Below are 9,128 nucleotides of genomic sequence, written 5' to 3'. Positions count from 1 at the left end.
AAAGAATCCAAACTTCCTAAAAAAGAAAATAATAAAGATTCTAATTTGGAAACACCAAATAAAACTCAAAACACAGTCCAAGAAACAAACAAAAACAAAAAAACTAAAAGCAAACAAGTAAAACCCAATTATAAGAAAAAGAACCAAAAAGAAAACCAATCCCCCAAAAGCAAAAATACTTTTTTGCAAAAAAAATTCAAACCAAAAGCCAAATACAAATCACAAAAACCATCAAAAAAATAAATTAACTAATTGCAAAACTAATTATCAAGAAAAAACTAAACTAATTTATAACTAATAAATCAAAAAACAAACCAATAAAGGAGCTTTTATCATGTTATTTTTGGGAAGCCATGTTGCTATGAAAAAACCACATAATTTTCAAGGAGCCATCCAAACTGCCATTTCTTATGGTGCTAATGCTTTGATGGTTTATAGCGGTGCTCCACAAAATACGATAAGAACCAAAACCGAAGAATTAAAAATTAAAGAAGCCTTAGAAATTGTCCAAAACAACAATTTATCTTTAAATAATTTGGTAGGGCACGCTCCTTATATTATAAATCTTGCTAATCCCGACGAGACTAAAAGGGCTTTTGCAATTGATTTTTTATCCCAAGAATTAGAACGTTTTGCAGCAATGAAAATTAATAAAATGGTTTTACATCCAGGAAACTATCTCAAAACAATCCCCCAAGAAGGAATTAGTTTAATTGCTCAAAGCCTTGATTTAATTTTTGAAAAAACTAAACATTTAAAAACTCAAGTTGCCTTAGAAACTATGGCAGGCAAGGGAACTGAAATTGGGAAAAACCTAGAAGAATTGCAACAAATAAGAACCCAAGTTAAAAACAACACAAGAGTTTCTTTTTGTCTTGATACTTGTCATCTTTTTGATGCTGGCTATGATTTAAAAGAAAACTTAGAAGAAATTATCCAAAAGATAGATTCCATTTTAGGATTTCAAAATATCTCTGTAATTCATATTAACGACTCTAAAAACGAATGTAATAGTCACAAAGACCGCCATGAAAACATCGGTTTTGGCAAAATCGGTTTTGAAACTTTACTCAAAATTATCTATCATCGTGCTTTTGCTTGTATCCCTAAAATTTTAGAAACTCCCTATATCAATGACAAAGCACCTTATAAACGCGAAATTGAAATGATTAAAGCCAAAGTTTTTAACCCCGAATTAAAAAAATTATTTTAAAAAACAAACTAATAATTAAAACAAGTTTGAAAAAATCCAAAATCACTTATAATTAATATTGGTGTTTATTGTTTATTAAAATATTTTCTAAAACTATTTTAGACTTTTAATATAGCATTTTAATAATGTTGAACATCGAAAAATACAATTATTAGTGAGGTTTTAAAATCATCGATAAAAAAGAAATTATAAGCAATACATTTTCTTTTTGGAACACATTAAATCCCAATTATCAAATGATAATTATTGCTTTTATCATCGGATTATTTTTTTTCTTTTTACGTAGTATCATCAAAATAATTATTGGTATTATTTTATTAATTTTAATATTAAAATTTGGTTTAAAAGTTGATTTTTTAAGAAATATTAACTAACCTTACCAAACTAGATAAAATATTTACTTTCTAATTAAAAAAATAATTTATTATTTAACAACTCTTTTGCAAATTAAAGGGTTGTTTTTTTAATTTTAATTAGGAATACCAAAATATAAAAAGAGTACTTTTTAACATTTAGGCTATTTTTTAATATTATTTAATAAAATTTTATGAATAAAAAAATGCATAAATGCATTTAAAAACATTTTATTACTAAAATTAACCCAAACCAAACCCCACAACAAAAATTTTTTTGCAATTCTTAATATTTTTCTATCTAATTTACAAATACCAAAATAAGTATCTTAACTTTTTTCAAACAAAAATTATAAAAAATGCTATAATAGTTTTATAAAATATGTTTATATATCTTAAAATATCAAAAATGTTTATCAAAAATGTTTATCATCAAAAATATATTAAAAAATTAACGAGATAAATTTTAGGTAAAAAGTTTTTAATAATTTCATTATTTTATCATTTATTGTCATAATTCAGGAATCATTTTTTATTTTACAATCCAAAAAGAAAGGAACTGCAATCATGAATTTACAAACCACCAAAAGCAAAATTGAAAATGCAATCCAAAAAGTTTTATTAGAAGAATTAATTTTACAAGAACAACTGGAAAATGACAAATTTGATTTTTCTTTACCTTTGTTTGCTTATGCCAAAAAAACCAAAACTAACCCTCATATTATTTTTGAAAATATCAAAAAAAACCTTGTCACAATAAACGAAATCCAAGAATTAATGTTTTTAAACGGTTTTTTAAATATCAAACTTAAAAGAGCTTCATTAGCTTACGAAATATTACTCAAAATCAACGAATTACAAGCTAATTATGGCAATTTTCCCAATCAAAATAAAACCATAGTTATTGATTATTCTTCTCCTAATATTGCTAAAAACTTTTCTGTTGGTCATCTGCGTTCTACTGTTATTGGAAACGCTCTCAAAAATATTTATCAAAAATTAGGTTTTGAGGTAGTAGGAATCAATCACTTAGGAGACTGGGGAACCCAATTTGGTAAAATGATTGTAGCTTATCAAAAATGGGGCAACAAAGAAAAAATCCTAAAAGACCCAATTAACGAACTACAAAAATTATATGTTTTTTTTCATCAACAAGCCAAAACCAATCCTGAATTAAACGAACAAGCCAATTTTGCTTTTTTACAATTAGAACAACAAAACCAAAAATATCTCGATTTGTGGAAATGGTTCCGCGAAGTGTCTTTACAAGAATTTTGCAAAATTTATGATATTTTGGGGATTTCATTTGATTTTTTCTTGGGAGAATCTTTTTATAATGACAAAATCGCTCCTCTTTTTGAAGAATTAGAACAAAAAAAACTTTTAAAAGAAGAAGACCAAGTTTTGCTTATAGAACTTGATAATTTACCTCCTGGTTTAGTGAAAAAAACTAATGGCAGCACCTTGTATTTAACAAGAGATCTAACTACTTTTAAATATCGTTGTAACACTTTTAATTGTCAAAATGTTTTATATGTTGTAGGCAACGAACAAAAACTTTACTTTAAACAATTAGCCCAAATAATTGAAAAAATGGGATACTGTGACACTAAAATAAAACACATTAATTTTGGTTTAGTTTTGATGGATGGCAAAAAAATTTCTACTAGACATCACAAATTTACTACCTTAATTGAAGTAATTAATCAAGCTACTATTTTAGCCCAAAAAATCATTGAAGAAAAAAATCCTCATTTATCAAATCTTAACCAAACTGCACGCAAAATCGCTGTAGGAGCTATCGTTTTTAACGACCTTAAAAACGATAGACATCTAGATATTGATTTTAATTTAGAAACTATTTTACAATTTAAAGGACAAACAGGACCTTATCTTCAATACACAGCAGCACGTCTAAATTCCCTTTTAAACAAAGAAAAACTAGACACAAACTTAATTGACAAAACCATTTATCAAAAAAACCATTATTTTATTTTAGTAAAATTATTAGACCAGTTTCCTTTAATTTTGCAAAAAGCCCAAAAAGACAATATGCCAAGTATTTTGGCAAGATATATGTTAAAAATAACTCAAAATGTTAACTTTTTATATTCACAAGAAAAGATTTTAACAGATGATAAAACCACTACAAACACTAATCTTTTATTAATCCAAGCAGTTTTTATCACTCTTAAAGAAAGTTTAAGAATTTTAGGGGTTCCTTTTTTAGAAAATATGTAGTAATTTTTAAAAAATACCTTATTTTTCATAAAACAATTAAATCCCAAAGAAAATTCTGCAAAGACTTTTTTTATTTTGTTAAAATTAAATATTTTTATTTTGGCTTGGAAAATCAAATCCACAAATCCAAAACTAAAAAACTAAAAAAAGAAAACCCAAACAACCACCCAATAATTAAAAGAAGGAAGTGATTATGTTCATTGATAAAAAACATTTTTTTAAAAACATTTTCCAAAATACCAATAAAACCCAAATGTTAAAAATTACTGCATTATTAATTAGTTTTTTATTTTTAATATGGCTGAATTTATCAATATTTGGATATTTCCATATAAAAAATAATTCCAAAAAGAAAACCATTTTAAAAGTAGGAGTTAACAACAATTCTGCTCCTAATGTTTTTAAAGTTTTAGAACAAAATGAGTGAAAGAAGGCCAAAAAAGCTGTAAACGGTGAATATATAGCGGGTTTTGATATTGATTTAATCAATAATATAGCTGATAAACTAGATTTAGAATTAGAATTTCATGTCTTTGATTTTGCAGGACTTCTTAATGCCTTAGAACAAGAAACAATTGACATCGCAGTTGCGTCTTTGAGTATTACAGACAAAAGAAAAGAAAAATACGATGTTTCTAAAGCCTATATGCAAACTGGAACCAGCATAGTAGTAAGAAACAAAAGATTTGATGATTTATTGGATAATTTAAGAAAACAACAAGAGCCAAACAATAACAAAGAAATAAAAATAAATTATAATGAATTTTGCCAAAAATTAAAAGTTTTAGGAAAAGAAAAACCCATTAAATTTATAACATTTCTAAATACTGTTGCAATCCCAGTAATTGAAAAAATCAAATCAGATACTAATAAAGAAAAAGAATATGTCATCAAAAATAACGAATTAACAAGTTCATCTGCATGTTTTACTGATATTTTACAAGGAAAATCAGATATGTTTATAACAGATAATTGTTTAGCTAGATGGGCTTGTGAAATAAATCAAGATTTGACATATTTTGATGTGCATTCTGATAACTTAGAACATTCTACTTGTCCCCAAGGTTTAGGAATATTTTTTCCTAAAAAAAATGATGAAGATAGAAGAATACCAAATTTACAAGAAAAGATAAATGCAGCGTTGGTAAAATTGGATTTAGTTAAAAAAGATGAAAAAGGCGAATCCCAAGACATCATAGACTTAAAGAAAAAAAATCATGAATTAAAAGAAACTAGTAACGAAGAAGTTAGTTCAGAAGATAAAAATAAAATAGAAGAAATAGAAAAAAAAGTAAAAAAACGACTAGATGAAGTCTTTAATGAAAACAAAGAAACAATTGAACTACCAACAAAAAAGATTTTCATCCAAGCCCAAAAAACCATTCCATCTTATCTAGAAGGACTCAAAACCACTTTAATTTTAGCTATCGACAGTCTTATTGTTGGCTTTTTATTAGCTATTATATGCACTTTAATTAAAAATATAAAATTAGATTACCACAAAAATAATTTCTTGATAGTTGCTATAATAAAAATATTAAATACTTCCATAAATGCTTTGTTTTTTGTCTTAAAGGGCATTCCTGTAGCCGCTCAAGCAATGCTTATTTATTACAGCATTACTTTTCTTTTTAAAGGAAATTTTAATCCTTTACACGCAGGAATTTTTGTTTTAATACTTAATTCTTTAGCAAGTATTACAATGATTTTAATGCAAAATATTAAATTCTTAGATAAAGGACAAATTGAAGCTGCTCATTCTTTGGGGATGAACCAAAAGCAAGTTTTTCTCTCTATTGTCTTTCCTCAAACTTTAAAAAGGTCAGTTCCTTTTGTTTTGCAACAATTAATCACAAACATTAAGGATAGTTCTTTTTTTGCCATTATAGGAGTTGCCGAACTTTCTTGGAAAGCACAAAGCAATATGGGAGCTACCTTAAATCCAATCTTGCCTTTTATAATGATATCTTGTTTTTATTTAATAATTATTAGTATGACTGTTTTTTTAAGCAAAATGTTAGAAAAAAATATTAAATTGAAAAAATAAAAGAAAAAAAATAGAAAAGGAAGTGAACAATTTCATTAATTTAATTAATAAAAACTCATTTTTAAAAAATATTTTCCAAAAGAAAAATAATATAAAAATATTCAAAATTATTACATTATCAATTAGCTCTATATTGTTGGTATGGTTGCATTTTTCAGTATTTGGATGGCATTTTTCAACCAAAACAAAAAAACAAAATCTTCAAAAATATTCCAAAACTTTAAAAGTAGCAATGACTAATAGTTCTATTCCCAATACTTTTAAAGCTACAAATCAAAAAAACGCTATAAAAGCTACAAATGGCGAATATATAGCAGGATTCGATATAGATTTAATCAAGGATGTAGCTGAAAGATTAGAGTATAATTTAGAAATTCATGTCTTTGATTTTGCAGGAGTTCTAACTGCCTTAGAGCAAGGAACTGTAGATTTGGCAATTACAACTTTAAGTATTACAGACCAAAGAAAAGAAAATTTCATAGTTTCTAAAGCCTACACACAAACTGCAACAAGCATGGTAGTAAGAAAAAAAGATGACAGATTCAAAGAAATAGTTAAAAATAAAAAAATAGAATATAAGGATTTTTGCCAAAAATTAAAAGAAAAAGGTGTACCTCAAAAACCAATTAAATTTGTAACAGTTACTAGCACTGCTGCAATCAAAATGATTGAAGATGAAATAACAAATAAAGATGATATCAAATCACATGTTAAAAAAAACAACGAATTAACTAGTCCTCCTGCATGTTTTCAAGATGTTTTACAAGGAAAATCAGATATTTTTGTAATAGATAGTTATTTGGCTAGATGTGCTTGTCAAAAAGAAGATGACTTAGTATATTTTGATATGACCTCAGATGATTCAAAATATTCTGTTTGTCCTCAAGGTTTAGGGATATTTTTGCCTAAAGGAGAAAAAGAAATCCGAAGCCTAGAATTAAAAGAAAAAATGGATGAAATTTTATGCGATTTAAAATTAGTTACAAAAAATGAAAACCAAAGTTTACAAGACATTATAGATTTAAAGGAAAAACGTAAAAATTTAACAAAAGACAACGATAAATACAACCAAATAGACAATCAAATAAAAAAAATAGAAAGTGAATCAGAAACAAGATTAAAAACAGTTTTTGACAACCACAAAGACATGCTTTCTAAAAGCACTACTTGGCATCAAATCAAAGAAACTTTTCCATCTTATCTAGAAGGACTCAAAACCACTTTAATTTTAGCTATTGATGGTATTATTATTGGTTTTTTATTTGCAACTTCATATACTTTAATTAAAAACTCTCAATCCCATAATAAAATAATATTAAATATTAATAAAGGAACAACTTATTTTTTAGATACTTTATTTTTTATTTTAAAAGGAATTCCTGTAGCTGCCCAAGCAATGCTTGTTTTTTATGGTATTGGTTATCTTTGCAAAGATCTTTTTGAAATTAAACGTTTGTATGCAGGTCTTTTTGTTTTAGTGCTTAATTCTTTAGCAAACATTACTTTAATTTTAATGCAAAATATTAAATTCTTAGATAAAGGACAAATTGAAGCCGCTCATTCTTTAGGGATGAACCAAAAGCAAGTTTTTTTCTCTATTATCTTCCCCCAAGCTTTAAAAAGATCAGTGCCTTTTATTATCCAACAATTCATCACAAACATTAAGGATAGTTCTTTTTTTGCCATTATAGGAATTGCCGAACTTTCTTGGCAAGCACAAAGCAATATGGGTTCTACTTTTAATCCGATTCTGCCTTTTGTAATGATATCTTGTTTTTATTTAAGCATCATTAGTATTGCTAATTTATTAGATAAAATATTTTCCAAAAATATCATTAATTTAAATAAGTAAAAATAGCTGTAAATTAAATATTACTCTAAAAAGATCATTTATAATGGTCTTTTTTTATTTGCCAAAAAAACTCTATAAGTATAAAAAATAAATGAATTTTAAAAAAATACATTTTTTTTATTTTATTTGATATAATATAAATAATTATAAATATTTAAGAGTAATTTTAAATATTTAATAAATTAATTTCGGGAGATAAAAACAATGTTTTGCAATTTTAAATATAAATTACATGTTTATTTTCAAATAGTTGTTTTTATTGTTGTTTGAAACTCAAATCTTATTATATCAGGAGCCTAAAATGGACGTTAATGTTAAATATAAATCTAAATATATGTTTAGATATAAGTCAAACTTATATCAGATATAAAAAATAACAAATCTCTAAATTATCAATAAAATACACATAAATAACGCATTTATTATTTTAAAAATAAATAAATTATAATCTAGCTATAACAAAATAACTGGCATTTTTTGCCTTTTTTTAAACGTAAATATATTTATAAATATAAAAAATATCTTTTAAATATTTAGATATTATAATTTGTTATGTAAAAAAACATTTAATCATCATTTAAACACTATCAAAACTAAAAAACTTATAATTTTTTTACCCCAAAACATTAATTAAACATTATCATTTTTTATTATTCTTAGAAAACCAAAAATAACATCACAAAAATAATATGATAAGGAAGGAAAAATTTTAATTCATTATTTATTTTTTGAATTATTCCAAACTAAAATCCCAAAATAAAAAAGGAATCAAATAAAGTGATTTATATAAAACGGTTTTTTCAAATCTTTGCAAAAATAAAAAAAATATTAAAATATTAAAAATTTCTACATTATTAATTGGTATTGTAATTATATTCTGGTCGAATTGTGAAGTTTTTGGTTGGTTTAAAAAAGAAAAGATAAATCCAGAACAAAGACAATCAGAATCAAACATTTCAGAAAAAACAACTACAAACAACAAAGACGAACACATTTTAAAAGTTGGAGCAATGAATAATGTTACTCCTAATGTTTTTAAAGTTTTAGAACCTCACAAAGATACTATTAAATCTCAAAAAACTGGTGAATACGTAGCAGGTTTCGATATTGATTTAATCAAAGAAATAGCAGAAAATTTAGAACTGAAATTAGAAATCTATGTCTTTGATTTTAAAGGTATTTTAGGCGATTTAAATCAAAATAAAATTGATTTATCAATTACTTCTATGAGCATTACAGAAGAAAGGGCAAAAACTCTTGACGTTTCTAAAACTTATACACATACAGAAACAAGCATGGTAGTAAGAAAAAGCGACAAAAGATTTGATGATTTAAGAAAAACTAAAGAAATAGATTATGACTCATTTTGTGACAAATTAAAATGGTAGTTTTGCCAGAACCAGCTCCACCATGTATATACAC

Annotated in this window: 6 protein-coding genes and 1 pseudogene; all 7 read left to right on the top strand. The window is 25.2% G+C overall.

What is annotated here, in order from left to right; genetic code table 11:
- Positions 1-243, top strand: a pseudogene (locus OYV_RS05075) (hypothetical protein); the annotation flags it as partial.
- 91 nt (positions 244-334) lie between these two features.
- Complete coding sequence (locus tag OYV_RS02765) at positions 335-1,213, top strand: deoxyribonuclease IV (protein ID WP_042068164.1); 879 nt, start codon at positions 335-337, stop codon at positions 1,211-1,213.
- 920 nt (positions 1,214-2,133) lie between these two features.
- Positions 2,134-3,807: an arginine--tRNA ligase gene (gene argS, locus OYV_RS02760; protein WP_042068163.1), complete on the top strand. Its 1,674-nt coding sequence runs from the start codon at positions 2,134-2,136 to the stop codon at positions 3,805-3,807.
- A 193-nt stretch (positions 3,808-4,000) separates the two neighbouring features.
- Positions 4,001-4,234, top strand: coding sequence for a hypothetical protein (locus OYV_RS05355; protein WP_042068162.1), 234 nt, complete (start codon positions 4,001-4,003; stop codon positions 4,232-4,234).
- A 33-nt stretch (positions 4,235-4,267) separates the two neighbouring features.
- Positions 4,268-5,854: a transporter substrate-binding domain-containing protein gene (locus OYV_RS04475; RefSeq protein WP_269077287.1), complete on the top strand. Its 1,587-nt coding sequence runs from the start codon at positions 4,268-4,270 to the stop codon at positions 5,852-5,854.
- 145 nt (positions 5,855-5,999) lie between these two features.
- Positions 6,000-7,706 (top strand): transporter substrate-binding domain-containing protein, encoded by a 1,707-nt coding sequence (locus OYV_RS02745; RefSeq protein WP_236620270.1) that lies wholly within the window; start codon positions 6,000-6,002, stop codon positions 7,704-7,706.
- A 1,010-nt stretch (positions 7,707-8,716) separates the two neighbouring features.
- On the top strand, positions 8,717-9,094 hold the full coding sequence (locus OYV_RS02735; protein WP_042068158.1) for a substrate-binding periplasmic protein: 378 nt from the start codon (positions 8,717-8,719) through the stop codon (positions 9,092-9,094).
- Positions 9,095-9,128 lie beyond the last annotated feature (34 nt).

This window comes from 'Chrysanthemum coronarium' phytoplasma, assembly GCF_000744065.1.
Taxonomy (GTDB): domain Bacteria; phylum Bacillota_I; class Bacilli_A; order Acholeplasmatales; family Acholeplasmataceae; genus Phytoplasma; species Phytoplasma asteris.
This window is presented reverse-complemented; position numbering and strand designations above follow the sequence as displayed.